This window comes from Streptomyces sp. Act143, from assembly GCF_003143935.1.
Lineage (GTDB): Bacteria > Actinomycetota > Actinomycetes > Streptomycetales > Streptomycetaceae > Streptomyces.
This window is the reverse complement of sequence record NZ_QFRX01000001.1, coordinates 6,296,376-6,321,717: the sequence shown is the minus strand read 5'-3', so window position 1 is coordinate 6,321,717 and position 25,342 is coordinate 6,296,376. Positions and strand designations below refer to the sequence as shown.

General features: G+C 71.2%; 19 protein-coding genes. 5 read left to right on the top strand and 14 right to left on the bottom strand.

The features are described 5' to 3' along the window. The 7 genes from DI272_RS28885 to DI272_RS28855 form a co-directional block, all read right to left on the bottom strand. On the bottom strand, positions 1 to 1,173 hold the full coding sequence (locus DI272_RS28885; RefSeq protein ID WP_109498139.1) for a hypothetical protein: 1,173 nt from the start codon (positions 1,171 to 1,173) through the stop codon (positions 1 to 3). Further along, positions 1,170 to 1,967, bottom strand: coding sequence for a PP2C family serine/threonine-protein phosphatase (locus DI272_RS28880; RefSeq protein ID WP_109498138.1), 798 nt, complete (start codon positions 1,965 to 1,967; stop codon positions 1,170 to 1,172). The genes DI272_RS28885 and DI272_RS28880 overlap by 4 nt, the downstream gene beginning before the upstream one ends. 3 nt (positions 1,968 to 1,970) lie before the next feature. Next, complete coding sequence (locus DI272_RS28875) at positions 1,971 to 2,732, bottom strand: hypothetical protein (RefSeq protein WP_109498137.1); 762 nt, start codon at positions 2,730 to 2,732, stop codon at positions 1,971 to 1,973. A 272-nt stretch (positions 2,733 to 3,004) separates the two neighbouring features. Next, positions 3,005 to 3,970: a hypothetical protein gene (locus DI272_RS28870; protein WP_109498136.1), complete on the bottom strand. Its 966-nt coding sequence runs from the start codon at positions 3,968 to 3,970 to the stop codon at positions 3,005 to 3,007. A gap of 117 nt (positions 3,971 to 4,087) precedes the next feature. After that, positions 4,088 to 4,444 (bottom strand): hypothetical protein, encoded by a 357-nt coding sequence (locus tag DI272_RS28865; RefSeq protein WP_258314708.1) that lies wholly within the window; start codon positions 4,442 to 4,444, stop codon positions 4,088 to 4,090. Between the two features lie 85 nt (positions 4,445 to 4,529). Further along, positions 4,530 to 5,516, bottom strand: coding sequence for a serine/threonine-protein kinase (locus DI272_RS28860; protein WP_109498135.1), 987 nt, complete (start codon positions 5,514 to 5,516; stop codon positions 4,530 to 4,532). A gap of 262 nt (positions 5,517 to 5,778) precedes the next feature. Next, entirely contained in the window at positions 5,779 to 7,602 is a 1,824-nt protein-coding gene (locus DI272_RS28855) for a phosphoenolpyruvate carboxykinase (GTP) (protein WP_109498134.1), read from the bottom strand. Positions 7,603 to 7,942: 340 nt separating this feature from the next. Here DI272_RS28855 and DI272_RS28850 point away from each other — a divergent pair, with 340 nt between their 5' ends. From DI272_RS28850 to DI272_RS28835, 4 genes are all read left to right on the top strand, one after another. Next, the gene (locus DI272_RS28850; RefSeq protein ID WP_109501089.1) at positions 7,943 to 8,656 is read left to right on the top strand and encodes a hemolysin III family protein; all 714 of its coding nucleotides are present in this window, start codon (positions 7,943 to 7,945) and stop codon (positions 8,654 to 8,656) included. A 123-nt stretch (positions 8,657 to 8,779) separates the two neighbouring features. Further along, a complete protein-coding gene (locus DI272_RS28845) occupies positions 8,780 to 10,318 on the top strand; it encodes an MFS transporter (RefSeq protein WP_109498133.1) in 1,539 nt (512 codons plus the stop codon). Between the two features lie 11 nt (positions 10,319 to 10,329). Then, positions 10,330 to 10,959, top strand: coding sequence for a TetR/AcrR family transcriptional regulator (locus tag DI272_RS28840; protein ID WP_109501088.1), 630 nt, complete (start codon positions 10,330 to 10,332; stop codon positions 10,957 to 10,959). Positions 10,960 to 10,992: 33 nt separating this feature from the next. Next, positions 10,993 to 11,724, top strand: a complete 732-nt coding sequence (locus tag DI272_RS28835; protein WP_109498132.1) for a Mut7-C RNAse domain-containing protein — start codon at positions 10,993 to 10,995, stop codon at positions 11,722 to 11,724. A 70-nt stretch (positions 11,725 to 11,794) separates the two neighbouring features. On the opposite strand, the gene DI272_RS28830 is transcribed toward DI272_RS28835, so the two are convergent. From DI272_RS28830 to DI272_RS28810, 5 genes are all read right to left on the bottom strand, one after another. Beyond that, positions 11,795 to 14,194, bottom strand: a complete 2,400-nt coding sequence (locus DI272_RS28830) for a galactose oxidase-like domain-containing protein (RefSeq protein ID WP_109498131.1) — start codon at positions 14,192 to 14,194, stop codon at positions 11,795 to 11,797. Positions 14,195 to 14,206: 12 nt separating this feature from the next. Beyond that, on the bottom strand, positions 14,207 to 15,382 hold the full coding sequence (locus tag DI272_RS28825) for a glycosyltransferase family 2 protein (RefSeq protein ID WP_109498130.1): 1,176 nt from the start codon (positions 15,380 to 15,382) through the stop codon (positions 14,207 to 14,209). Continuing rightward, complete coding sequence (locus DI272_RS28820) at positions 15,379 to 16,989, bottom strand: glycosyltransferase family 39 protein (RefSeq protein WP_109498129.1); 1,611 nt, start codon at positions 16,987 to 16,989, stop codon at positions 15,379 to 15,381. The genes DI272_RS28825 and DI272_RS28820 overlap by 4 nt, the downstream gene beginning before the upstream one ends. Further along, a complete protein-coding gene (locus DI272_RS28815; RefSeq protein ID WP_109498128.1) occupies positions 16,986 to 18,254 on the bottom strand; it encodes a glycosyltransferase in 1,269 nt (422 codons plus the stop codon). Before DI272_RS28815 ends, DI272_RS28820 begins: the two co-directional genes overlap by 4 nt. Before the next feature lie 138 nt (positions 18,255 to 18,392). Beyond that, complete coding sequence (locus DI272_RS28810; protein WP_109498127.1) at positions 18,393 to 20,423, bottom strand: thioredoxin domain-containing protein; 2,031 nt, start codon at positions 20,421 to 20,423, stop codon at positions 18,393 to 18,395. A 289-nt stretch (positions 20,424 to 20,712) separates the two neighbouring features. Here DI272_RS28810 and DI272_RS28805 point away from each other — a divergent pair, with 289 nt between their 5' ends. Further along, on the top strand, positions 20,713 to 23,916 hold the full coding sequence (locus DI272_RS28805) for a tetratricopeptide repeat protein (RefSeq protein ID WP_109498126.1): 3,204 nt from the start codon (positions 20,713 to 20,715) through the stop codon (positions 23,914 to 23,916). Between the two features lie 234 nt (positions 23,917 to 24,150). Here DI272_RS28805 and DI272_RS28800 read toward each other — a convergent pair whose 3' ends face one another. Beyond that, complete coding sequence (locus tag DI272_RS28800) at positions 24,151 to 24,390, bottom strand: hypothetical protein (protein WP_181387341.1); 240 nt, start codon at positions 24,388 to 24,390, stop codon at positions 24,151 to 24,153. After that, positions 24,383 to 25,243: a mycothiol conjugate amidase Mca gene (gene mca / locus DI272_RS28795; protein WP_181387558.1), complete on the bottom strand. Its 861-nt coding sequence runs from the start codon at positions 25,241 to 25,243 to the stop codon at positions 24,383 to 24,385. The genes DI272_RS28800 and mca overlap by 8 nt, the downstream gene beginning before the upstream one ends. Positions 25,244 to 25,342: the final 99 nt, after the last annotated feature.

Here is a 25,342-nt window from a genome sequence, read left to right as displayed (position 1 = left end):
CTATTTCTGCAGCAGTTCGGCCACGACCGTGAGGATCAGCAGGAGCAGCACCACCAGGCCCGTCACCTTCAGCACGCCCAGCCGGTGGCCGGCCGGAACCGGCTGCGGCACGGGCGGTGGCGGTGGCGGGAGCGGCACCGGGCGGGGGCCGTTGAAGACGTCGTGGCCGGTCAGCGCGGCCCGCGCGCACCAGGGGCAGGCGGCCAGATGGGCGCCGTAGGTGTGCAGGGGGCGGTCCTGGCAGACCCGGATCTGGGAGCGCTCCTTGTCCAGTGCCCGCAGCCATGCCTCCGCCGGGGGCCGGGCGGCGGGGGCGTGGACGCCGGGGCCGAAGGCGGCGCGGGCCAGGGTGAGCAGGCCGGGCGGCAGGACGGAGGGGTCGACGGTGCCGCGCGGGACGACGACGTGCTCGGGGCGGACCACGTAGGAGCAGCTGGCGGCGATGTTGTCCTTGACGGTGGACTCGGAGGTGCTGGCGTGCGGGACGCCCCCGAAGGGGTGGTTGCCCGCGGTCAGGAGCTGGTAGACGAGGACGGCGAGGGCGAAGTCGTCGCTGGCGCGGCTCGCGGGGCTGCCGGACTGCCGTTCGGGGGCGGAGTAGTCGGTGGTGTGCATCAGGCACGGGAAGGGTTCGCCGGTGACCGGGTCGGTGAAGGCGATGGAGTCGCAGTCGAGGAAGGTGACGAAGCCGTTGGCGTCGACGACCACGTTGCTGCTGGAGAAGTCGCCGATGACGAGGTTGTCGTGGTGCATGCGGGCGGTCATGAAGGCGAGGTTCCAGGAGACGCCGAGCAGGAACCGCCAGTCCGCCTCGGGGAACAGCCTCAGGCGCTGGGCGCGGGTGAACAGGCCGACCAGCTGGACGTGTTCGGGTTCGCCGAAGCGGTGCATGGCGTAGCCGAGCAACGCGCCCTCGGGGCTGCGGGCGAGTGCGGTGGGCCAGGCCAGCTCGGGCGGCTGGGAGCGGTCGGTGGGGCGGGCGGCGAGCGGGGACATGGTGAGCATGCGGGTCAGGCGGCGCTCCTGGTCGGGGCCCGGCGGGTCGCGGTAGAGCTTGACGACGGTCGAGTGGTCGCCCTCGACGGGGAACACGGCCGCCTGGCCGCCGCCCTTGAGGGGGCTCCCGGCGAGCACCACCGGTTTCCCGTCCAGGTGGACGACGCGGCCGCTCATGACCTCGTCCTGCGCACGGCCCGCAGCAGCGTCTTGTCGTCGGCGTTCAGCGCGGTCAGCCGGTCCGACCTGAGGAGGGCGGCGAGGTTGTCATGGGCGGCCTCGGAGACCGGGCCCGGCGTGTCGAGGGAGCGGAAGACGGCGTCCACGAAGGAGGCGTTGGGGGTGATGGCGCCGCCGCCGGACCGGGACAGCGCGGCCTGCGCGAGACCGTCGGTGGACAGCAGTACGCCGTCGATCCCCGGGTCGGCGACACAGTCGGTGTGCACCCAGCGGGCGGCTTCCGGGGAGGTGAGGAAGACGGTCTCGTTGCTGTACTCACCGGCCGCGGCCGGCTGCGGCAGCAGGTGGAACTGCCGTTCACCGTCCTCGCTGCCGGCCCGCAGCACCACGAAGCCGTCGCCGACGCTGAGGTGGCCGAGCCAGTCGGGGGCCAGCACGACCACGGTGAGGGTGGTGGCGAAGTCCGCGGCCGACGCCCCCGTGGTCTCCAGGAAGACCTTGGTGACCTCCCGGAAGGCGTCCGCGAGCAGCGCGTGCACGGCCTCGCCGGGCGGGCTGCCGGCCTGCGCGGCGGCCCGTCGTACGAAGTGCTCGGCGGCCAGCTCCACGGCGAGCCGCGAGCCCTCGTCGGAGCGCGGCCGGCTCCCGGCGCCGTCGGCGACGGCGAGGACGGCGACGGGGCCGGACGTGGTGTGGGCGCAGGCGTCCTGGCAGGGCAGACCGTCGCGGCGGTGCCGGTAGCCCTCGACGCTCATGCCGTGGATGCGCCAGTCGGCCCGGTCCGTGGCCATCGGCTAGCTCTCCCAGGCCGGGCGCTGGGTCTTGAACTGGCTGAAGATCTTCTCGAAGACCTCGTCGCCGGCGCCCTTCTGCTCGGCGTTCGCGCTGGCGGACATCATCTGGAGCAGCTCGCGGAACGGGAAGCCGTGGATGGTGGCGTTGAACTTCGGGGCGAAGGCCCGCAGGACCTGCTCGCCGAAGTCGGTGATGCCGCCGACGCCGATCGCGTACAGCCGGAAGCGGCGGGAGTTCTGCTCCTCGGCGAGGACGGGGACCAGCCGGTGCCAGGAGTCGGTGCGGCGGCCGGTGGCGTCGGTGGGGATGCCGTCGGTGACCAGGCAGATCTGCGGCCGGTAGTACTGGAGTCCGGAGGCGCGCAGCTCGGCCTTGCGGGCGGCGACGATGTGCATGGACAGCTCCAGCGCCTCCGTCATCAGGGTCACGCCGGCGGCGGCGAGCTGCGGCGGCCGGAACGTGTGGGCGGGCACGAAGGGGCTCACCGGGGCGCCGGGCGCGAGCGGCTGCGGGCCGCGCCAGGCGGTGACGCCCTGCCCCCCGAAGGTGACGACCGCGACCTCGACGCTGTAGCTGAGGGAGACGTCGTCGTGCAGTTCCCGGGTCCACTCCACGAGGGCGTTGTTGAGCGTCTGGATCGGCGGTCCCGCCATGGAGCTGGAGGTGTCGAGACACAGCACGAGCGGCAGCCGCTGGGCGTTGTTCTCGAACTCGATGTCGGCGTACTCCGCCGGCAGGGTGGGCGGGTATTCGCTGGACATGGGCGTCTCCTGGTGGCGCGGTGCGTCAGAGGGCGGCGGTGGACAGGTGATCGCTCGGCACGAGGGACTTCACTCCCGGAGCGCGGGCCGTCGAGGAGCGGCGGTGGGCCGGCGGTCGATGGGCACGGTGGGCTCTGCTCGGGGCGCGGGCCGTCGAGGAGCGGCGGTTCACCGGCGGTCGATGGGCACGGTGGTCTCCCTTTGGGGCGCGGGCCGGCGAAGAACGGCGGTGGGCGGTGGGCACGGTGGGGTCTCCCTGGGGCGCGCGGGTGTCAGTGGGTGTGGTTGCCGCGGGCCGGGGCGGGCGGGAAGGCGTGCAGGAGGCCGGAGTCCGGGTCGGGGGCCTCGGTGACGTCGACGCGGGAGCCGGGGCCCGGGGGTGGGCGGCCGGGGTCCGCCCAGCGGGCGCGGTAGAGGACGCGGCCGAGTTCGACGTATCCCTGCGGGTGCAGTTCGGTGCGGACGACGGCGCTGCTGGTCGGGCCCGTCGGCCTCGCCGTGGTGCGGCGGCCGTGGGGGCGGGCCGCGGCGGCCCGGACGCGGACGGTGGGCTCGTCTGCCGCCCGGCGGGCGGTGCCCGGGGTGGCGAGGACCGTCTGCGGCGCGGAGGAGCGGCGGACGGCGAGGACGAGCCCGGCGAGGAGCAGGGCGAGCAGGGCGCTCATGCCGATCAGCAGCCAGTCCTTGAGGCCGGGGCCCGGGTCACCCCGCGCGGCGAGCGAGTACTCGGTCCGCGGGAGGGCGGCGATGCCCTCGAAGCCGATCAGGTCACGCCCGGACAGATAGTCCGGCGCGCCGGACTTGGGGCCGACCACCGCGCACAGGTCCCCGGGCCGCGGACTGCACGCACCGGCGTTCCTCAGCTCGGTGACCTGGTCCTGGGTCAGCCGGGTGACATGGGCGCCGGGATGGACGAGCCGATGGCCGGCCAGCACCAGCAGCGCCGTACCGCCCTGGTCGGTCGTGGTCCCGGCGAGCACCCGCACTTCCAGGTTGTGGCGGTTCCGGAGCACGGTGGCGGCGACGGCGGCGCGGTCGGCCGGGTCGCCGTTGAAGGCGAGTTTCCGGTCCAGGTCGACGGCGACAGTGTGGCCCTTCAATCCCCGGGTCCAGCAGTCCAGCAGTTGCGTGAAGGTTCCGTCGCACGAGTCGTCGGCGCTCGCGGAAATCGCGGACATCGCGGACATCGATGCGCCGAGCCAGCACAGCAGCAGAACGAGACAGAGAAAACGCCGCATGGGCACCCCCTGTGACCCATGGGCCACATCCCCCGTGGCCCGACAAAGGCCCTGGCCCATAGTGGAGGCAACACCCCTGTGTCCGAAAGGGGGTTGAAGCCCTCACACCCGTCACTTCTACAGCTGGAAAACCTGGTGGCAACGGGTGAACATCTGCCGCGCCCGTTCCACCCAATCACTGGCCAAGGCATCGAAATCCGCTTGGGTGATACGGCAGGTCAGGGGCAGATCGCACACCCCTGCGAGACAAGGACGGGGACCCCGGACATCCCACACGGAGAGCATGGGGTTCAGTTGTTCGGTATTCCACGCGTTCGACGCCGCGGCGGCCATGGCGAGTTGGTCGTGGCGCAGGAAATGCCCGTCGGTGACAAAGGCGACGAGCAGCCGTTTGGTGGTCATGAATCTGACCGTCAGGGTGCGGCCCGTTTCCTCGAGATCGAATTGCAGCGACACGGAATCGGTGTCGGTCACGGCACGGAAATTCCGCCCGGCCCCCCAGTTCCGCACCAACTGCCGCCAGTGCGTGCCGATTTCACAGGCCGGACCGATCGACGACTCAGACGGTCCCACGGCCCACCGCCCGCGCGACCATCGCATCGGTCAGACCGGCGTCCAGCAGGGCCTGGGCGTGCAGCATCAGACAGGACGGCACGGACACGCTCGGCCCGTCGCCGCGCCGCTGGTCCAGCTCCTTCACCCGTACCTCGATGGTCCGCCGCACCTTGGGCGGCGGCCACACCGGCGCCTGCGGGGCCTCCCGCACCAGCTCGGCCAGCAGTTCCGCCAGCCGGGGCCGGTCCTCGGGCCGCTTGGCCAGGCAGTGCGCGACCACCGGCCGCAGGCCGGGCGGTACGGCGTCCAGCTCGGGGTCGCCGAGCACCACCCGGTAGCGCACCTCGGCGCCGCTGCCGTGCGGCGGGCGGCCCGTCAGGGCGTACACCAGGACCCCGCCGAGGGAGAACACGTCGCTCGGCGGGCCGGCCTGCTCGCCCTTCATCTGCTCCGGCGACATGAACGGCGGTGTGCCGACGATGAGTCCGGCCCGGGTGAGGCCGGGTGCCCCGTCGACCCGGGAGATCCCGAAGTCGATGACCCGCGGGCCGTCGGAGGCCAGCAGCACGTTGGCCGGTTTGAGGTCGCGGTGCACCACCCCGGCGGCGTGCACGGCCTGGAGCGCCTCCACCAGGAACGCGCCGAGCCGGCGCACCTGCCCCTCGGGCAGCGGCCCGTCCGAGCGGACCGCCTCCGCGAGCGAGGGGCCGGGCACGTACATCGTGGCCAGCCAGGGGAGTTCGGCGCGGGTGTCGGCGTCGATCACCGGCGCGGTGTAGGCGCCGCTCACCAGCCGGGCGGCGGCGACCTCGCGGGCGAAGCGTTCCCGGAACTCCGGTTCGGCCGCCAGTTCGGGGCGCACCACCTTCACCGCCACCTCGCGCCCGGCGGGCGAGCGCCCGAGATACACCCAGCCCATGCCGCCGGACCCGAGCCGCCCGACGACCCGGTAGGGGCCCACTTTCAACGGGTCGCTGACCGGTGTGCGCACCCCGCTCACCTCATTTCGGGGTTCGTTGCAGGATGTCCCGAGTGTCCCGCGAAATCCCCGTCCGCACAGAGGTGATGGCCGAAAAAGACGAGGGCCCGCCGTCGTTCTCCCGTCGGGGCGGACGGGGGTACGACGGCAGGCCCATGGCTCCGCACGCCGTTGTACGGAACCTCGTCGGCTCACACCGCGGCCGGCCGTGACGATCGCTGGTCAGGGCATATCCCTGCCGGCCGCGGAGTCTTCGGGTGATCCCGCCGCGGGCTCAGCCCAGGCGCTCCACCAGCGCCCGGTACTCGTCCCACAGCTCCTTGGGCGTGTGGTCGCCGAAGGTGTTGAGGTGCTCGGGGACCAGGGCGGCCTCCTCGCGCCAGACTTCCTTGTCGACGGTGAGGAGGAAGTCGAGGTCCTTCTCGTCGAGTTCGAGACCGTTCGTGTCCAGCGCGCCCTTGGCGGGCAGGATGCCGATCGGCGTCTCGACGCCCTCGGCCTTGCCGTCGAGGCGCTCGACGATCCACTTCAGGACGCGGCTGTTCTCGCCGAAGCCGGGCCAGACGAACTTGCCCTCGTCGTTCTTGCGGAACCAGTTGACGTAGTAGATCTTCGGGAGCTTCGACTGGTCCTTGCCCTTGGCGACATCGACCCAGTGGCCCATGTAGTCACCCATGTTGTAGCCGCAGAACGGCAGCATGGCGAAGGGGTCGCGGCGCAGCTCGCCGACCTTGCCCTCGGCGGCGGCGGTCTTCTCGGAGGCCACGTTGGCGCCGAGGAAGACGCCGTGGTTCCAGTCGAAGGACTCCGTCACCAGCGGTACGGCGGAGGCGCGGCGGCCGCCGAAGAGGATCGCCGAGATCGGCACGCCCTTCGGGTCCTCCCACTCGTGCGCGATGATCGGGCACTGCGCGGCCGGGACGGTGAAGCGGGCGTTGGGGTGGGCGGCCGGGGTCTCCGAGGCCGGAGTCCAGTCGTTGCCCTTCCAGTCGGTGAGGTGGGCGGGAGTCTCCTCCGTCATGCCCTCCCACCAGATGTCGTTGTCGTCGGTGAGCGCCACGTTGGTGAAGACGGAGTTGCCCCACAGCGTCTTCATCGCGTTGGCGTTGGTGTGCTCACCGGTGCCGGGCGCGACGCCGAAGAAGCCGGCCTCGGGGTTGATGGCGTACAGGCGGCCGTCCTCGCCGAAGCGCATCCAGGCGATGTCGTCGCCGATCGTCTCGACCGTCCAGCCGGAGATCGTGGGCTCCAGCATGGCGAGGTTGGTCTTGCCGCAGGCGGACGGGAAGGCGGCGGCGACGTACTTGGGCTCGCCCTGCGGCGGGGTGAGCTTGAGGATCAGCATGTGCTCGGCGAGCCAGCCCTCGTCGCGGGCCATGACGGAGGCGATGCGCAGGGCGTAGCACTTCTTGCCGAGCAGGGCGTTGCCGCCGTAGCCGGAGCCGTAGGACCAGATCTCGCGGGACTCCGGGAAGTGCGAGATGTACTTGGTGGGGTTGCAGGGCCAGGGGACGTCCTGCTGGCCTTCCGCCAGCGGTGCCCCGAGGGTGTGCACGGCCTTGACGAAGAACCCGTCCGAGCCGAGCTCGTCCAGGACGGGCTGCCCCATGCGGGTCATGGTGCGCATGGAGACGGCGACGTACGCCGAGTCGGTGATCTCGACGCCGATGGCGGAGAGGTCGGAGCCGAGGGGGCCCATGCAGAACGGGACGACGTACATCGTCCGGCCCTTCATCGAGCCGCGGAAGATGCCCTTCTCGCCCTGGAAGATGTCCCGCATCTCGGCGGGGGCCTTCCAGTGGTTGGTCGGGCCCGCGTCCTCCTCCTTCTCGGAGCAGATGAAGGTGCGGTCCTCGACGCGCGCGACGTCGGTGGGGTCGGAGGCGGCGTAGTAGGAGTTCGGGCGCTTGATCGGGTCGAGCTTCTTGAAGGTGCCCTTCGCGACGAGCTCCTCGCACAGGCGCTCATACTCGGCCTCGGATCCGTCACACCAGACCACGTTGTCCGGCTGGGTCAGTTCGGCGATCTCGTTCACCCACGAGATCAGTTCCTGGTGCTGGGTGGGGATGACGGGGGGAGCCGCGATGTCGCGCGCCACGATTGCTCCTAAATGAGGGATTTTTTGTTGGAGGCCCCGTGGGGGCTGCGACCCGGATGCTGTTCGCGCCGTCTCGGTGGTGACCAAGGCGCTCATCCGGTGCCGACCGCACTCATCTGATCATCCGTCCCGAGCGCCCATCTGTCCAGAAGGCATCACAGGTGAGCGGAGTGAGCATTGCCACGTGTCGGAGTGTTGCCATGCGTGCACTTTGAGTTCGCTTGAAGATTCCTTGACCAGGGGCCCGGCGGGTCAACTCCCGTGAGATGATGGCCACTCTCGGCCGGATCTCAGCGTCTACTCATCTGCAACTTACGGTTCCGTAGGTACGATGCCGGGCATGACTGCGTCCGCCTCCGACGCGCCCCTGGACCCCTCGGCCGCCGGCCGCGGTCCTGTGGCGCTTTCCCTACCGCACCCGGTCAAGCCCAAGCTCCGCGGCTGGCTGCACCTCGGGATGTTCCCGGCCGTACTCATCGCGGGCCTGGTGCTCACCGCTCTCGCCGACTCGACCCGCGGCCGGATCGCCTGCGGGATCTTCGCGCTGACCGCCTGTCTGCTGTTCGGCGTGAGCGCCCTCTACCACCGCGGCAACTGGAGTCCGCGCATGGACGGCGTCCTGCGCAGACTCGATCACGCCAACATCTTCCTGATCATCGCCGGCACCTACACCCCGCTGACCCTGCTGCTCCTGCCGGGAGCCAAGGGGCAGTGGCTGCTGTGGGGCATCTGGGGTGCCGCGCTCGCCGGGATCGCCTTCCGGGTCTTCTGGGTGGGCGCCCCGCGCTGGCTCTACACCCCCTGCTACATCGCGATGGGCTGGGCGGCGGTCTTCTTCCTGCCCGACTTCATGCGCACCGGCGGCATCGCGGTACTGGTCCTGGTGATCGTCGGCGGCCTGCTCTACAGCGCCGGCGGCGTGATCTACGGCATCAAGCGACCGAACCCGTCCCCGCGCTTCTTCGGCTTCCACGAGGTCTTCCACTCGCTCACGCTGGCGGCGTTCGTCGTCCACTACGTGGGGATCTCACTGGTGGCCTACCAGCACGCGTAGCACCCTCACCCGCACCTCCCGAAGGGCCACGGCTTGCGAGCCGTGGCCCTTTTTGGCATGCGCAACCATCTGACATCGCACCCCTATTGACAGTAGCCCTATTTTGACAGCTACTCTCATTTCATGGACACCTTCACTCCGGACCCCCGTCGCTGGTGGGCCCTCGCCGCCCTGGTCGCGAGCATGCTGACCCTCGGCTTCGACATGACGATCCTCAACGTGGCACTGCCGACCATGGCCGCCGACCTCGGCGCGACCACCGGCGAACAGCAGTGGATGGCGGACGCGTACGTCGTCGTCTTCGCGGCGCTGATGCTCCCCGCCGGACTCCTCGGGGACCGGTTCGGCCGCCGCCGGATGCTCGTCGTGGGCCTCGGCGTCTTCCTCGCCGCGTCCCTGGCGGGCGCCATGGCCGGCGACGTGAACTGGGTCGTCGCCGCCCGTGCCCTGATGGGCGTCGGCGGCGCGCTCGTCACCCCGCTCGCGCTCTCCGTACTGCCCTCGCTGTTCGGCGCCGACGAACGCACCAAGGCCGTCGGCATCATCTCCGCCGCCAGCGCACTCGGCCTGCCGCTCGGCCCGATCATGGGCGGCTGGCTGCTCAACCACTTCTGGTGGGGCTCGGTCTTCCTCATCAACGTCCCGATGGCCGCCATCGGCATCGCCGCCTGCGTCCTGCTCCTCCCCGAGACCCGCGACCCCGCCTCCCCCAAGGTCGACACCGTCTCCACCGCGCTCACCGCGACCGGCCTCGGCGCCCTGATCTACGCCATCATCGAGGCCCCCACCCGCGGCTGGGGCGACGCACTGGTCCTCGGCATGCTCGCGGCAGCGGTCGCACTCCTGACCGCCCTGGTGCTGCGGGAGCGCCGGCAGTCCCGGCCGATGCTCGACATGTCCCTGCTCGCCCACCGCGGATTCCTGTTCAACACCCTCGCCGCGACCCTGGTGATGTTCGTCCTGTCCGGCCTGCTGTTCGTGCTGCCGCCCTACCTCCAGGCCGTCCTCGGCAACGACGCCCTGGGAACCGGCGTCCGGCTGCTGCCGATGATGGGCGGTCTGCTCGTCGCCTCCCGCCTCGCCCCGCAGGTCGTCACCCGCTTCGGCGCCCGGGCCACGGTCAGCGCCGGTCTGGTGGTGCTGGCGTTCGCCGCGTTCCTCGGCAGCCGTACGACGACCGGCTCCGGCTACGGCTTCACCGCGCTGTGGCTCTCGGTCACCGGCCTCGGCTTCGGCCTCTCCCTCATCCCCGCCATGAACGGCGCCCTCGGCGCCCTGCCCCGCGACCGCGCCGGCAGCGGCTCCGGCCTCCTGATGACGCTGCGCCAGGTCGGCGGCGCGATCGGCATCGCCCTCCTGGGCAGCCTGCTCGCCGGCACCTTCCGGGACCGGCTGGACGTCAGCGGGCTGCCCGCGCAGGCCGCCGACACCGCCGGGGACTCCGTGGTCGCGGCGCACCTGGTGGCCGCGAAGACCGGCTCGGCGGACCTGCTGGCCTCCGCGAACAGCGCCTACGTCCACGGCATGGGCGTCATCCTGATGGTGTGCGGCGCCGCCGCCCTCGTAGCGGCCCTGCTGGCGGCGGCCTTCCTGCCGGGACCGGGGAAGACCGACGAGACCGCGGGCACCCCGGACATGGCTCCCCAGCCGGCCGATGCCTGACAATGGCCTCCATGACACCCGCACGTACCTCTCCGCCCACGGACGTCCCCCAGCTGGGACTCCGTGAGCGGAAGAAGATCAAGACCCGGACGGCGATCCGCGACGCGACGTACGCCCTCATCCAGGAACAGGGCTACGACGCCACCACGATCGAGCAGATCGCCGACCGCGCCGAGGTGTCGCCGTCCACGGTCTTCCGCTACTTCCCCACCAAGGAGGACATCGTCCTCACCGACGAGCACGACGCGCTCATCCTGGAGGAGCTGAAGGCCCGGCCGAAGGACGAGCCCTGGACGGACTCCGTGCGGCACATCATGCACAAGGCCGTCCGCCTCGGCCACGACCGGGAACCGGAGATCACGCGGATCCGCGCACAGCTCATGGTCGAGGTCCCGACGGTGCGCGCCCGCATGATGGAGAGCATGTCGGTCGCCTCCCACATGCTCGCCGAGGGCCTCGCCGAACGCACCGGACGGGACGTGAACAGCCTGGAGGTGCGCGTCTACACGATGTCCGTGGTCGCCGGACTCGCGGAGATCTCCCGCTACTGGGCCGAGAACGACTTCCGGGAGGACCTCGCCGACCTCCTCGACCGCGCCCTGGACGTCCTCGCCAACGGCCTCACCACGAAAAACACCTGAGGCCCAGCGCTCCTGCCGTGACATCCTGACCGGGTGAACGGACCGGAGATCCACCTCGAAGTCGCCCCCGAACTGGCCCTGTTCGTCCCGCACGGACGCCGCACCGGAGCCACCGCGGTCCCCACCGACGGTGTCTCCACCCTCGGCCATGTCGTCGAGTCCCTCGGCGTCCCGCTGACCGAGGCCGGAACACTGCTGGTCGACGGCCGCGAGGTGCCCACGTCGTACGTCCCCGTGGCGGGCGACCATGTGGAGGTCCGGCCCGTCACCCGCCCCCAGCGGGTCCCCGGCGCCCCGCTCCGCTTTCTGCTCGACGTCCACCTCGGCACCCTCGCCCGCCGACTGCGCCTGCTCGGCGTGGACACGGCGTACGAGTCGACGGACCTGGGCGACCCGGCCCTCGCCGCGCTCTCCGCCGCCGAGCAGCGGGTCATGCTCAGCCGCGACCGGGGACTGCTGCGGCGCCGCGAACTGTGGGCCGGCGCGTACGTCTACAGCACCCGTCCCGAGGAGCAGCTCCACGACATCCTCGACCGCTTCCGCCCCGAACTGCGCCCCTGGACCCGCTGCACCGCCTGCAACGGCCTGCTCAAGGAGGCCACGAAGGAGGAGGTCGCGGACCAGCTGGCGGGCGGCACGCACCGGTCGTACGACGTCTTCGCGCAGTGCACGGACTGCGGGCGGGCGTACTGGAAGGGCGCGCACCACGAACAGCTGGAGGCCATCGTGGAGCGCGCGACGGCGCTCCGCGCGGAGGACCGTTGACGGCTCGGCGCCGTGGAGAACTGCGCGTCCGTTGTGGCTGGTCGCGCAGTTCCCCGCACCCCTGGAGGCGTCAGCGCCTCCAGATGTCCCCCTTGCCGCAGGCGATCCCGTCCTTGTTCCGGTCCAGGCCCAGCGGATCGTCCTTGCCGTTGACCTTCAGACGGCCGTAGTCGTTCTTCTTCAGCCAGGTGCAGCGGGCAGCCGTCGTCGCCTTCACCTCCTTCGGGAACGCCGTCGGCACGCACACGTTGAGCGAGCCGTAGTGGCGGTCGCAGCCGGAGACGGTCGGGCTGACCTTCTGCGAGGTGCGCTTCTTGCCGGGCCCGGTGACCTTGCCGGAGAGGTCGTCGGCGAAGGCGTGGACATGGGCGGTGGCGTCCGTCGCGCTGAGCGCGGCGGGACCCTGCAAGTGCACCCACTTCGCCACCGACGGCACCCCGTTGGCGTCGACCGCGAAGAGCATGTACCAGCCGGGCGGCGCCAGGTTGGGGTTGCTCGTCACGTTCAGGTCGACGTTGTTGCCGTCCACCGACAGCGGCAGGTCCACGAACCGCTGGTTGGGGTCGGAGGAGTGCGTCACCGCGGCCGGGCGGATCAACTCGGCCTTGGCGACGGGCCGGTCGACGGTGATGCGCTGGGTGTCGCCGTACGTCCACTCGGTGTCGATCACCGAAGTGATCGTGGGCCGGGTGCCCTTGAGCAGGTAGGGCGGCGTGTAGATCGACACGTTGTGGTTCCAGGTGCCGTTGCCCGGGTTGTCGCCGGTCGCCATGACCCGGCCGTCGGGCAGCAGGAACGCCGAGGAGTGGTAGCCGCGGGCCTCGGGGTCGGCGGCCACCGGGTCGAAGGTGCCGGTGTCCGGGTCGTAGAGCGAGGACTCGAAGACCGGGTTGGCCCGGTTGTGCAGACCGCCGCCGGTCTCCAGCACCTTGCCGTCGGGCAGCAGGACCGCGGAGACGTACATCTTGCCCTGGTTGCCGGTCTCGGGGACCTTGCCGTTGCCCAGGTCGACCGTGCCCTGCGGCAGCGGCGGCCCGGCCACATAGGACGGGTTGGGCTGCTTGAGGTCGATGACGTCGGTCAGCCGGTTGCCCTCCGGGTTGGAGTCGATGTTGCCGCCGCCGAGGGTGAGGACCTTCTGGTCCTGCGCCGGGGGCAGCAGCACGCTCGCCGACTGGTCGCGCTCGTCCTTGTTCTGGAGGCCCGGGACCTGGGTGACGGTGTTGGCGTTGTAGTCGTAGATCGCGCTGCCGGTGCCCGGGATGTTGTTGCCGAAGACATGGCTGCCCGTGTAGAAGAGGCGGCCGTCCTGCATCAGGATCATCGACGGGTACAGGCCCCAGTACGACCAGGTCTGGTTGACCTTCCACAGCGGCTGCCACTGCTGCTCGGCCTGGGAGAACAGCTCCGCGGTCACCGAGCCGGTGGAGTCCTCGCGCAGCCCGCCGAAGGAGATGACGTCACCGTTGCCGAGGATCGTCGCCGACGGGTACCAGTGGCCGTCGTTCATGTCGTTGGTCTTGCTGTACGTCTCGGTGACCGGGTCGAAGATGTACGAGTCCTTGAAGCCCTCGTAGCCGTGGCCGCCCGCGACCGGGTACGCCTTGTTGCCGCTCATCACCAGCACCCGGCCGTCCTGGAGCTGGACGTGGCCGGCGCAGAACATGTCCTTCGGGGTGGGGATGACCTTGTAGGTGCCGGTGGCCGGGTTGTACACGGCCGAGGTGAAGGTGCCCGCGTTGAACTGCTCCTCGCTGTTGCCGGAGCCCGCGATCAGCAGCACCTTGCCGTTGTTGAGGACCACGGAGTGCATGGAGCGGACCGGGTTCTGCGTGGGCAGCACGTCCCAGCGGCCGTTGGCGCACTCGTCCGCGGTGCCGGTGCACTGGGCGGGCGGGAGCGGGTCGGCGACCTGTTCCATCGTGTAGTCGTCGGTGGTCGCGGAGCCGGTGCCGTAGACGGAGACGCCCCAGGTGATCCGGTCGGTACCGGTGGGGACTTCGGGGGTGCGGACGCTCGCCTGCGTCCAGCTCCCCGCCATCTCCAGGGTCTTCAGATCCGTCCAGTACTGCCAGCCCGCCGTCGTGTCGTGCCGGAAGAGGGTGACGGCGGTGTCCGGGGTCGTCGACTTGTACCAGAGGCTCAGGTCGTACTGCTTGCCCGGCGTCACGCCCGGCGCGCACTCGGCCGACTCGGTGATCAGCGCCTTGCGGTCGCCCTCGACCCGGCGGGTGAGCTCGACCTTCATGGCCTTGCCGCCGGAGTGGGCGTCGGCGGTGGTGGTGAAGGTGAAGTCGTTGTCGCCCCAGCCCGACTTCTCCCAGCAGTACGGCATGTCGCCGCTGCCGGCGGTCTCGAAGCCGGGGTTCTTGATGAGGTTGGCGGCGGAGGCGGGCTGTGGGGTGGCGAGGAGGAGGCCGCCCGTGAGGGCGGTCACCCCCAACAGGGCTTGTCTGCGGCGGTTCTTCATGCGGTGCGGCTCCTACTGCGACTCGCTGTGACTACGGCGACGGCTCCGGCGTGGGAGATAGACCAGCGCTTCGGTCCCGACGAAGCGCAGGACGAACGTGATGACGAGGGCCAGGGCGGTGGCGGGCACCGCCGACAGGCCGAAGTGCGCGACGAGCAGCGCGATCAGCGGGATGCGCAGCACCAGGTCGGCGTTGGCGAGCAGCGCGAACCGGACCGTGCGGTCGGCCCAGTGCCGGTGGCGGCGCCGGTCACGGAAGAGCACCTTCTCGATGAGGAGGAAGTTCCAGGCGACCCCGAACTGGTTGGCGACGATCTCGGCGGGGAGGTAGTGCAGGCCCATGTGGGTGAGCGCCCACAGCCCGACCAGGTTGGGCACGAATCCGGTGAGCCCGATCAGCCCGAACACCACCATGCGGGCCAGCGGGGTCGCCGTGCGCAGTCCGGCGAGGTGCCGCAGGAAACGGCGCCCCTCCTCGGCCGTGGACTTGGACTCGCCCGCGAACCGCTCCTGGAACACGAACGGCACCTCGGTGACCGCGCGCGGCCGGCTCCGCACCGCCAGTTCCAGCAGGATCTTGTAGCCGAGCGGCTGGAGGACGTCCGCCGTGATGTCGCTGCGCCGGATCGCGAAGAAGCCGCTCATCGGGTCGCTGATGCCGTGCAGTCTGCGCGGGAAGAGGGACTTGGTCAGCCAGGTCGCCCCGCGGGAGACGGCCACGCGGTAGCTGCCCGCGAGCCCGGCGCGGCTGCCGCCCTTGATGTAACGGGAGGCGACGACGAGCCCGGCGTTCGCCCGCTGTCCGGTCGCCACCAACTCCGGCACCAAGGACGGCGGATGCTGGCAGTCGCCGTCCATGACGACGATCCAGTCCGACCCGGCCGCCTTCATGCCCTCCACGACCGCCCCGCCGAGCCCGCCGACCGGCTCGTCCCGGTGCAGGACGGTCACCGGGAAGGGACAGTTCTTCGCGGCCTCGCGGATCACCTCGGGGGTGTCGTCGGTGGAGTCGTCCACGAAGACGACCTCGCAGGGCAGCCGCGCGGGGACCGACTCGGAGATCTGGTACAGGAGTTCGCGGACGTTCGCGGACTCGTTGTACGTCGGGACGACGATGGTGACGGCGGCCGGTTCGGGAACCTCGGAGGCCGTCAGATCCGGTACGGGTGCGGTGTACTCGTGGGTCATCGGACGCCTCCGGTGGCATGCTGGATCTGCCGGATCTCGATCCGGTCCGCGCCGGTGCCGAAGACGGCGACCGGCGTCGAATGCTGGATGGCGGCCTTGACGTTGGGCAGGTCGACCGCGTCGCGCCGCACGGTCGGCGAGGCCACCACGTAGTCGAGGTCCTTCCAGCCGCGCGGCATCGTCTTCGTGACCGCCGGGTCGAGGTCGGCCTTGTAGAACCAGATGACGCCGAGCCCGGGCCGGTACCCGGAGTGCACCAGGTCCAGCCAGAGCGCGTCGTCGACGAGGACCCGCGTCTCCTCGGGCCGCGCCACCTCGCTCCCCAGCCACTTCGCGGCGGCCCGGTAGGGGGCGTTGGCGTCGGCGGTGAGGGCGGTGCGGGCACCGTCGTACCAGCGCGGCACGACGTACACGCAAGCGGCGACGGCGAGGAGCGCGGCGATGCCGTAACGGCCCACCCAGCGCAGCTTGTTGAGGACGGCGTGGGCGACCGAGGCGGTCCCGCCGGCGAGGACGAGGGCGAGGAACGGCAGGGCCTGGATGATGTACATCGCGGGCAGATAGCCGCTCGGCCGCATCGCGACCAGGGCGAGGATGCCCACGGCCAGCGAGGGCCCGGCGAGGGCGCGGGCGGTGACCGACCAGCGCCAGGTGGCGAGGAGCAGCAGCGCGCCCGCGAGGCCGCCGAGGGGCAGGACCCGGTCGTAGTAGAGCCACGAGGTGAGCACCCCGTGCGAGCCGGTCCCGGCGTCCAGGATGAAGCCCGAACCGGGCCTGGTCATCTGGTACTTGACGCCGTCCCAGAGCGAGACGTGCCCGCTGCCGGGGAGCAGTTCGCCCTTCAGCAGAGCGAAGAGCGGGTACGACAGGCCGATCAGCGCGCAGGCGGTGATCGCGCCGGTCAGCGCGAACTTGCGGGTCTCGCGGTGGCTGTGCCGCCACATGGTGACGAAGACCGCCGGGAGGACGAAGAGCATCGTCTCCTTGGTCAGCACGGCCGTGGCGGCGGCGATGCCCGCGCCGAAGTGGTGCCAGAGGTGGCGGCTCGGGGAGGCGGCGAGGACGAACGCCAGCAGGGTCCACATCACCGCGAGGTTGTCGAGGAAGATCTCGCGCTGGAGGACGACGGAGAGCGGGGAGAGCCCGAACAGGGCCATGCCGAGCCCGGCGGCCCAGCGCGGCAGGGACAGCCGCCGCCCGAGCATGTACACCAGGACCGCGCTGATGCCGCTGATCAGCAGCATCATGACCCGCATCGAGCCGACGGTCATGGAGTCGGGGCTCAGCAGCTTCGGTATCCAGGTCAGCAGGGCGAGCTGGATCCAGCCGAGCGGTGGGTGGTCGTACCAGTACGTGTAGTGGGCGAGGCCCTTGCCCTCCTGGACGGCCCAGGCCTGGGCGAGGTAGGTGCCCTCGTCGTCGCTGAGGTTCGGGTAGTCGGCGATGTTCCAGCCCTGCACGACGAGGATCGCGACGAGGAGGGCACCGCAGAGGAGGAGGTCGGGCCGGATCGACGGCTTCGTCGCGTCGGCCGGGCGTGCTTCGGGCGCAGGCTGCCGCTGCGCGGGGACCTTCGGAGCGGTCACCGCGGGAAGGGTGGAGGTCACGCAGGGACGTCCTCTCGGATGGCCACGGTGTCGTGCAGGTGGGCGCCGACATGGCTGGTCAACTCCCAGTCGTTGCGACCGCGGTGCTCACGCCATACGGCGCGGACGGCGGCCCCGGCGAGGAGGACCTGGTAGAAGGGGCCGCCCACGATGAGCTTGAGGTAGTGGACGAAGCGGACGCGCAGGCCGTACTGCTTGCCGAAGTCGTGCAGTCCGACGAGCTCGAAGACGAAGGTGACGAGCGCGGTGACGGCCGGCAGGAAGGTGATGAAGGCGATGCCGACGGGCACGTCGAGGAAGAGCGCGATCGCCACGTTGAGCGGGATGACGACGCCGGAGAAGGCCTGGAGGAACGGCGTCATGAGGGTGTAGCGGGCGAGCAACCGCTGCCCGAAGCCCGGCAGTTGCTTCCAGTCCTTCTTCCGGTAGACCTGGAGGAAGCCCTGGTTCCAGCGGGTGCGCTGCTTGAGCAGCGACATCAGCGAGCCGGGGGTCTCCTCCCGGGTCACCATGTCGGAGTCGTAGGCGACGACGACCTTCTTGCCCACGCTGGAGAGCCGCACCCCCAGGTCGCAGTCCTCGGCGAGGCAGTCGGGGTCCCAGCCGTCGGCTTCCCTGAGGACGTCGGTGCGGACGAAGACGGTGTTGCCGCCGAGCGGGATGAACCCCTTCTGCGCGTGCAGGTGCAGCCGCGACCGGAACCAGAAGAAGTACTCCAGGCAGTTGCGCAGGGAGTACCAGCTGGAGTGGAAGTTGATGAGCTGGACGCCGCCCTGGACGACGTCCGCTCCGGTGGTCCGGAAGGCGTGGTCGACGTGGGCGAGGAGCTCCGGGTGGACCTGGTCCTCGGCGTCGAAGACCCCGACGACGTCGCCGCGGCAGTGCGGCAGCGCCGTGTTCATGGCCTTGGGCTTGTTCTTCTTCTCGTGGGTGTCGACGACGACCCGGACGCGCGGATCGCGCTCGGCGGCGGCCTCGGCCACCGCCGTGGTCTCGGGGTCGTCGTGCCCGACGATGACGATGATCTCGAAGTCGGTGTGGCTGGATTCCAGCAGCCGCTGGATGGTGTGGTCGAGCACGGCCTGCTCGTGCCGCGCGGGCAGCAGCAGCGAGAAGGACAGGTGCTCACCGCCGTCCGGTCTGCTGAACCGGGTGGAGGCGAGCACCTCGGGCGTGCGCCACGCGTGCATCTGCCACCACAGCGTGAACGCCGCCATCCAGAACAAGGCCAGTGAAACGGCAGCGATGAAGACAGACGTCAGCAAAGATCCCCCCAGATCCGAAAACCCCCGAGCACGACAGGACTGTCACTCCTGTCGAGTCACAATGCAGAGATTATGAGGGATCTGTGAAGCGCGAGGGATCTTCCGATAAATACTACGTTTCGTAGAGGTGTGGTGACTTCACCGATTCAGGGATGACCGAAGCCGTTCGATCTCGGTCGTCGGGGCGTCACAAGTGAAGTTACGGCAGACATACGCGGTCGGTTCACCACCGACGAGCGGCCGGTCCGCCAGCAGCGGCAGCTCGCTGCTCCCCGGGACCCCGACGGCGACCACGGCACCGGGCGCCGTCCCCAGAAGTGCCGTGCGGTGCAGGGCCTTCGTGGCCGGATCGTCGAGCGCGGGCCCCACGACGGCGACCTCCCGCGGCCCGTCCAGCAGCGCCTCCGCCACCGCGAGCCCCCACCCGATGAACCGCGGCACCCGCGGCCCGAGCGCCTTCACCACGCCCAGCGCCCGCTCGGCGGCGGTGCGATGGGGCTCGGCACCGGTCAGCGCGGCATAGCTCAGCAGCGCCCCCGCCGCGGCCGTCCAGCCGGACGGAACGGCGTTGTCGGTCGGGTCCTGAGGCCGCCGGATGAGCCGCTCGGCATCGGCGGCGGTGTCGAACAGCGCCCCCGACTCCGCGTCCACGAACCGCGCGAGCACATGATCGAGCAGGAACCCGGCGAACTCCAGCCACACCCCCTCCCCCGTCACGGACGTCAGCGCGAGGAACCCCTCCGCGACATCCGCGTAGTCCTCCAGCACCCCGGCGTTGGCCCCCACCTGCCCGTCCTTGCTGGTCCGGGCGAGCCGCGCCTGCTCGTCGAGATGCAGCCGTACGAGGAGATCGGCGGCGGCGACGGCGGCCTCGACCAGGTCGGGACGGTCGAAGTAGGCGCCGGTCTCGGCCAGCGCGGCGATCGCGAGCCCGTTCCAGGCGGCGACGACCTTGTCGTCCCGGCCGGGGGCGGGGCGGGCCGCCCGCGCGGCCAGCAGCCGCCGCCTGACGGACTCGACCTTCTCGGCGTCGAACACGCCTTCCTGCTGCGGGAGTTGCAGCACCGAGGCGCCCTCCTCGAAGGTCCCCTCCTCGGTCACGCCGAAGTACTGGGCGGCGAGGTCGGCGTCGTCGCCGAGGACGGCGGCCAGCTGCTCCGGCGTCCAGACGTAGTAGGCGCCCTCGACGTGCTTCCCGCTGCCGTCGTCGCTGTCGGCGTCCAGCGCGGAGGCGAACCCGCCCTCGGCGGTCCGCAGTTCCCGCACCATGAAGTCGGCGGTCTCCAGCGCGACCCGGCGGGCGAGTTCGGAGCCGGTGGCGCGCCAGAGGTGGGCGTAGACGCGGCACAGCAGGGCGTTGTCGTAGAGCATCTTCTCGAAGTGCGGCACCACCCACTCCCGGTCCACGGAGTACCGCGCGAACCCGCCGCCCAGCTGGTCGTAGATCCCCCCGCGCGCCATCCGCTCACAGGTGTCCCGCGCCATCTGCAAGGCGCCCTCGGAACCGGTGCGGGCGTGGTGCCGCAGCAGGAACTCCACGACCATGGACGGCGGGAACTTGGGCGCCCCGCCGAACCCGCCGCGCTGCGCGTCGTACTCCCGCGTCAGCCCCAGCAGCGCCTGCGCGAGCTCCTCCTCACCGGGCGCCTGCGCGTCGCCGTAGGAGATCTCCCGCCCGGCCAGGTCCCGCACGATCTTCCCGGCCACGTCGGCGACCTCGTCCCGCCGGTCGGCCCACGCACTGCGCACCCCCTCCAGCACCTGCCGGAAGGACGGCATCCCGTGCCGGGGCGCGGGCGGGAAGTAGGTGCCGAAGTAGAAGGGCTCGGCGTCGGGGGTGAGGAACACGGTCATCGGCCAGCCGCCCTGCCCGGTGGCGGCCTGCACGGCCTCCATGTAGACGGCGTCGACGTCGGGGCGTTCCTCGCGGTCGACCTTGACGCTGACGAAGTGGGCGTTGAGGTAGTCGGCGGTCTCCTGGTCCTCGAAGGACTCGTGCGCCATCACATGGCACCAGTGGCAGCTGGAGTACCCGACGCTGAGCAGCACCGGTTTGCCGCTCTTGCGCGCCTCCTCGAAGGCCTCACCGGACCACGGCCACCAGTCGACGGGGTTGTCCGCGTGCTGGAGGAGGTAGGGGGACGTCTCTTGGGCCAGTCGGTTCGGCATGGGGTCCATCCTGCCGCAGTACCCCGGGGCTCAGACGGCAGGCGGGTCCCGCACGGCGACGTCGAGCCGCCTCACGCCCGCGCCCTGCGGTGCGGCCGAGGGGCGGCGGCGCCCGGCAATTCCCTTTGTCTCCCTGCGCTGTCGGCGATCAGGACAGCCGCACAGGCGGTCCACAGCACCGATTCACAGATTCTCCACGGAGTTGTGGACTCCGCTCGCCCTCTCGCCCCGATGCCCGGCCCGCAGCACACTTGACCAAGGAACCGTTGTCGTCGGAGGGGGACGGGACATGCGGGACAGCCATCGGGCGGATGCCGAGCGGCTGGTGGCCCGGGCCGTGGAGGAGGAGGTGCGGCGGTCGGGCGGGCGCATCGACGGGGGTGTGCTGCTGTCGCGGGCGCGCGGCGCGCTGGATGCCATGGCCGGGACCGCCGCCGAGGAGTACGAGGCCTATACGCGCGCGCTGGACGAGGCGACGGCCGGGCAGCTGACGTTCGGGCAGCGGTACGCGCAGGAAGGCGGCGGAACTCCGCTGCTGGTGGCCGGAGTTGCGGCCGCGGCTGCCGTCGCCGCCGATCTGGTGCTGGGGACCGGCGCGGGGACGGCCCTCGGCGCCGGGGTGACCGTCGGGGTGGTGGGGGCCGCGGCGACCGTGGTGAAGGTCGCCGGGTCGCATCTGCCGGCCGCGCACCACCAGGCGGGCGCGGCCAATCAGCCGGGCGGGCCCGAGCAGTTGCGGCTGTCGTGGCTGACCGCGCTGGAGGTCCGGGGCATCCGGCCGTTCCTGGACCAGCAGCGGGTGCTGAGCGCGTCGACCGGGCCGAAGAAGACCGGGCCGCGCCTGAAGGGCGCCGACAAGAGCGCCGCGGCCCGCGGGCGGAACGTGCTGGAGCAGTCGTTCGGCCAACTCCCCCAGCCGGTCGCCGCGTTCGCAGGCCGACGGCAGGAGCTGGGGCGGATCAGGCACTGGGTGCAGTCGGCGCGGGCGAGCACCGAGACCCGGCCGACGGTGGTCGTGCTGCACGGCTCGCCCGGCAGCGGCCGTACGGCACTGGCGCTGCACGCCGCGCACGACCTGCGGGACCACTTCCGCGGCGCCTGTGTGGTGGACCTGCGCGGCGACAGCCCGGAGGAGCCGCCGCTGCCCACCCGGGACGCGCTGCTGCACCTGCTGAACCGGCTCGGCGCGCCCCGCGAGCAGCTGCTGTTCCGGGAACGTTCCTCCCCCGACCAGCAGGTCAAGCGGCTGAGCGAGCTGTACCACCAGCATCTGACGGGCCTGCCGGTGACGGTCGTCCTGGACGACGCCTCCGATGCCGAGCAGGTCCGCACGCTCGTCCCCGAACGCTCCGACAGCCTGGTCCTGGTCACGAGCCGGGTCCCCCTGGAGCTGCCCGCCGATCTGCCCGCCTGGGTGCATCAGCTGCCGGTCGAGGCCCTGGACGCGGCGGGCGCGGAGGAGCTGCTCGCCGCGACGGCACAGGACAGATCGGGCCCGTACGACGCCGAATCCACCGACCGCATGCGGGAGTTGTGCGGCGGCCTGCCGCTCGCGCTGCGCATCGCGGGTTCGTCCCTCGGTCCGCGTTCCCCGCGGGCGCTCGCCTCCGATCTGGGCGCCTACGGCCCGGTGGAGCCGATCGGGCGGGTGCTGTGGCTGCGCTACACCGACCAGTCGGACACGGCCCGCCGGCTGCTGCGCCGCCTGGCGCTGGCCGGCCGGGCGTCCCTGGGCGCGGCAGCGGCGGCGGCCCTGCTCGCCACCGACCAGTCGGAGGCGGCCCGGCAGCTCGTCGCGCTCTCCCGCGCGGGTCTGATCGACCACGTCCGCGGCGACCGCTACCGCCTGCACGACCTGGTGCGCGCCTTCGCCCAGGACCGCCTCCTCGACGAGGAGGAGCCGACCGAGCGGACCGCGGCGCAGGAACGTCTCATCGTGAACTACGCCGAGCTCGCGGACTCCGTCCTGCGGCTGGTCGACGGCAACATGTCGACCCGCTCGGACCGCTTCAGCCCGCACGGCTTCACCTCCCTGGACGAGGCGCTGCGCTGGCTGGACGACGAGTCGAGCTTCATCACCTCGACCCTGCGGCACGCGGAGGGCGTGAACCAGGCGGCGGTGCTGAACCTCCTGGGCGCCCTGTGCGACTACTGCCTGCTGCGCGGCGACCTCTACCGCCTGGGCGAGATCAGCGAGCTGGCGCAGGCCGTCGACCAGGGCCTGCTGGTGCGCTCGGTCCAGTGGCGCACCGGCATCGCGGCCCGCCAGCTCGGCGAGCTGGACAAGGCACGCACCACCCTGACCTCGGTGGTCGACCTCTACCTGGAGGCGCACCACGACGCGGGCGCGGCGCGGGCCCTGTGCTCCCTGGGCATCACCCTCCACCACCAGGGCAATCTGACCGAGGCGGCGGCCAAGCTGCACGAGGCCCTGGACCTCCAGGCGGCCCCGGAACTGGCGACGGACCGCGCCTGGACGATGCACGCGCTGGCGGCGGTGGAACGCGACCGCGCGCACCTCGCCGAGGCCATGGACCTGCTCACCCGATCCCTGGTCCTGCACCACGCGGGCGAGTCCGTGCACGGCGAGGCCTGGGCGCACTTCCAACTCGGCCAGCTGGCCCTGCGCATGGGCGACGTGCCGCGGGCGGAGCAGGAGCTGCGCGAGGCCCTGGACCTCTATGGCCGTACCCGCGACGCCCGCGGCGAGGCCTGGGCCCTGACCCAGCTGGCCCGCGCCCGCCTCGTCGCCGGCGATCCCTCCCCCGCGGTGGACGGCCTGCGCCAGGCGGCGTCCCGGCACCGCGAGAACGAGGACGCGCGCGGCGAGGCATGGAGCGTGTACTACCTGGGGCAGGCCCTGGAGGAGACCGGCAACCTGAACCTGGCGGTCCGCGAGCTGGAACGCTCCCGGACGATGTTCTCCCGGATCAGGGACGTGTACGGCCTGGCCTGCGCCCGGCACCACTCGGCTCGTGTGACGAGGGACCAGCGAGCGGCCCAGACCGGCTCCCTGCGCAACTCCGGCTTCGCCCGTCAGCTGCTGGTCGACGCCCGCGCCGACTTCCAGCGCATCGGCGTCGCGCACGGCGAGGCGTGGACCTGCCTGGAGCTGGCCGTGGTGGACGCGGGCAACGCCCGCACCCCGCAGGCGCTCGCCCTGTGCGACGAGGCGATCGGCCTGTTCACGTCGTACGGCGACCGCCGCGGCGAGGACTGGGCCCGCTTCCTGCGCTGCACGCTGCTCCCGTACGCGGCCCCCGGCGGCGTGGAGATCGGCACGGCGGTGGCCCAGGAGGAGCTGTCGCAGCTGTCCCGCGGCGGCCATCCGCTGCGGGACGAGAAGCTGGACGACTACGTCGAGGCATACCTGCTCCTGCTGGAGCGGGGCGTGAGCCTGGAGGCCGGCTGGCAGGCGTGGCGGCTGGGAATGGTGCCGAACCGCCATGCGCGGGAGGTCATGGGGGTGGCGGTGGTACCGGCTCGGGGATGAATGACGACGTCCCGGCGACCGGACGAGCGCCGGGCAGGCCCAGGCACAGGCCACGCCGGCATCGGCACGGCACCCGCTCAGGTGCGGGCACGGCACCGCTCTGCCCTCGTCCGCGGCCACGGACCCGCGGGCGCCCACTCCGACCATGTACGGCCGGAGTCGGCGCACCTGCTGCTGTCACCGGCCGACCACCCCGGACAGCCGCGGAACCGAAGGGGCTGTCCGCCCCGCCGTTCAGCTCTTCTGCGGCTCGGCGTCGGCCTGCTTCCCGGCGTCCGGGTCCGGGGTCTCCTTGAAGTCGACCCGGCCCAGCTGCCGGTTCATCGACTTCATCAGACCCCACACCGCCAGGGCCATCACCGCGAAGACGATGAAGCCGAGGACGCCGGGGGTGACCTTGTTCTCGTCCACCTCCTTGGCGAGGGGGACGAGATGCGTCATTGCCAGGCTCACGCTTGCGCTCATGTCAGGCATTGTCCCGGATGCCCGCGAAGAGGTCGTCCTCGGGGAGGGAGGTATCGACGACGGACTTCGCGAGCTCGTACTCCTCCGTCGGCCAGACCTCCTTCTGGATCTCCAGCGGGACCTTGAACCAGCCGCCGTCGGGGTCGATCTGCGTGGCGTGCGCGATCAGCGCCTTGTCGCGGATCTCGTAGAAGTCCCCGCACGGCACGTGCGTGGTCAGCGTGCGCTGCTTCATCCCGAACTCGTCCCAGCGCTTGAGCCAGTCCCCGTACGGCGACTCCAGGCCGCGGTCCAGCATCGCCTGGTGCAGCGCCTCGGTGCGGGGGCGGTTGAAGCCCTGGTTGTAGTAGAGCTTCTGCGGCTGGTACGCGGGGCCGAACTCCGCCTCCGGGTACTTCTCGGTGTCCGCCGCGCCCTCGAACGCCACCATCGAGATCTTGTGGGTCATGATGTGGTCGGGGTGCGGGTAGCCGCCGTTCTCGTCGTAGGTGGTGATCACCTGGGGACGGAACGCGCGGATCTTGCGGACCAGCTCGCCGGCCGCCTTGTCGACGTCCTCCAGGGCGAAGCAGCCCTCGGGGAGCGGGGGCAGCGGGTCGCCCTCGGGCAGGCCGGAGTCGACGAAGCCGAGCCACTCCTGCTTGACGCCGAGGATCTCGCGGGCCTCGTCCATCTCCTTCTTGCGTACCTCGTGGATGTGCTCCTCGATGTACGTGTCGCCCTGCAGCTTCGGATTGAGGATGGAGCCGCGCTCCCCGCCCGTGCAGGTCACGACCAGCACGTCCACCCCCTCGGACACGTACTTCGCCATGGTGGCCGCGCCCTTGCTCGACTCGTCGTCGGGGTGCGCGTGAACGGCCATCAGTCGCAGCTGGTCAGTCAAGACTCAATCCTTGGTAAGTCGGCGCCCCGGTGTCTTCGGGTGCGATCGGCGGCTTCTATAGTGACCGAATCGGAGGGT